Origin of the sequence: Eubacterium ramulus (assembly GCF_003122485.1) — a bacterium.
In the GTDB taxonomy this organism is placed as follows: Bacteria; Bacillota; Clostridia; order Lachnospirales; family Lachnospiraceae; genus Eubacterium_I; species Eubacterium_I ramulus_A.
The window spans coordinates 1-1,724 of sequence record NZ_JRFU01000262.1; the positions used below are offsets into that span (position 1 = coordinate 1).

Below are 1,724 nucleotides of genomic sequence, written 5' to 3' on the forward strand. Positions count from 1 at the left end.
TTGTTACTACTCACCACTTGCAGAAGTGGGAGTCTCAACTCAGACTGAGCTGAAATATGTGTGGAAACCACTCAGAGTTTGAACGCAGGTTATGGAATGACTGCATTAAAACTTTGGGTGCTTTTTGTATGTAAAAAAATTTTTGCTTAATAAAAGAGATAGTGCTATGATAGGCAAGGAAAAAATCAAAGACATTACAATTTCTGAAAAGAAAGGCAAATACAATGAGAAAAAAAGTAACAAAAGATCAGTGGGAAGCTTTGATTCACTGGAATTTTGCTCTTGTGGGTGGATTTCTTGGAGCTTACGCGATTTTATTACATATGGGAAATTTTGGTTCGGCGCAGACCGGAAATATCATGGAAATGGCAGCATCTTTAGTATCAGGCGAGTGGTACGATGTGCTGTTAAGAGTGCTTGCATTACCGCTTTTTGGCGGCGGAGTGGTAGTTTCCTACCTGTTGACGAATTATACGAACATAAATATGCGTAAATTGGCGATTCTGGTGGATGCAGCAGGATTAGTGGCATCCTCATTACTGCCGTTAAAACCAGTGCTGGTTGGTCTGTATCCGATTTTTTTCTGTTCTGCATTTCAGTGGGGCGTATATTCATCGGCAAACGGCTACAACAGTGCGACCATCTTTTCCAGTAATAATTTCAAACAGGCCATGCTCGGCTGGACGCAGTATTTTTTGACAAAAGATCCGGAATTTAAGAAAAAAGGAATTTTGTATACCAATACAGTACTTTCCTTTTTTATCGGGGCATGCTATGGAGCGATAGCAGTCAATGCCTTTGCGGTGCGCGCGGCATATCTGGGATCTGTACCGTTGGCAACGGGCTGGATTCTGGTGGTAAAACACAGTATGGTACTTGAATCTGAGCGGCCGCAGGAAATTGCGAAAGAGGCGGAAACAGAACTGGAAGATGTAGAACTTCTGGAAACAGAACAAAAGTAAAAAAGTAATAGACAAAGAACGGCAGGTCTTACATATGTTTGACCTGTCGTTCTTTTGATGGTGATACTGTGTGCAACAGCACAAAAAAAATTGTGCACCGAGAAATTGAAATCGTTTTAGCGAATGCGTATAATCAACCGTAAATTAAGGAACAACCTTTTCACAGGAAACTTTAAAGCGGCAAAGAAGTCACAACAAAACTTCTCTGCCGCCTTTTTTATCCTGTGGCAGTCACAGGCAATACACGCAATTTTGCGGACGGATGTATTTACCCTTCCGCTCCCGACACGAATCGCGGTGATCATTCATGATAACTGATCCGCGATGCTGGTAAATATCAAGTCCACGGTGATGGTATCTGCCATCGGACTGATCGTCGGTTCCGTCATCGGTTATCTGGTAGCAGTTCTGGCAACCATGGCTCCGAAGTGGGGCGGTGCAGGATTACCGATCGTATCCGCATTTAATGCGATCCCTATCGTTGCGCTGGCACCGGTTATGACAAACTGGACAAAAGATGTCAGCAATCAGCCGGAAGTACGAAGCATGGTAGCAAAAATACTGGTAGTTATGATCGTCAGTATCGCGTCCATGAGCATCAATGCTTACCGCGGTTTAAATGAACTGAAACCATTTGCAAAAGATATGATGGCCTCTTACGCAGCTACAAAACGCCAGGTATTTTTCAAACTGCAAATGCCAAACAGCGTGCCATATATCAGATGGGAGATGACTCCCACCTCTATAGGGACGCCACTGAAA

Annotated in this window: 2 protein-coding genes; both read left to right on the forward strand. The window is 43.4% G+C overall.

Annotated elements, in window-relative coordinates; all coding sequences use genetic code 11:
• Positions 1-224 precede the first annotated feature (224 nt).
• Entirely contained in the window at positions 225-962 is a 738-nt protein-coding gene (locus LG34_RS16415) for a YoaK family protein (protein ID WP_109217031.1), read from the forward strand.
• A 324-nt stretch (positions 963-1,286) separates the two neighbouring features.
• A partial coding sequence (locus LG34_RS16420; protein ID WP_146190252.1) for an ABC transporter permease occupies positions 1,287-1,724 on the forward strand: 438 nt, incomplete at its 3' end.

Excerpts from the sequence above, each read along its gene's own strand:
- LG34_RS16415 (WP_109217031.1), top strand. The coding sequence starts at position 225 with ATGAGAAAAAAAGTAACAAAAGATCAGTGGGAAGCTTTGATTCACTGG.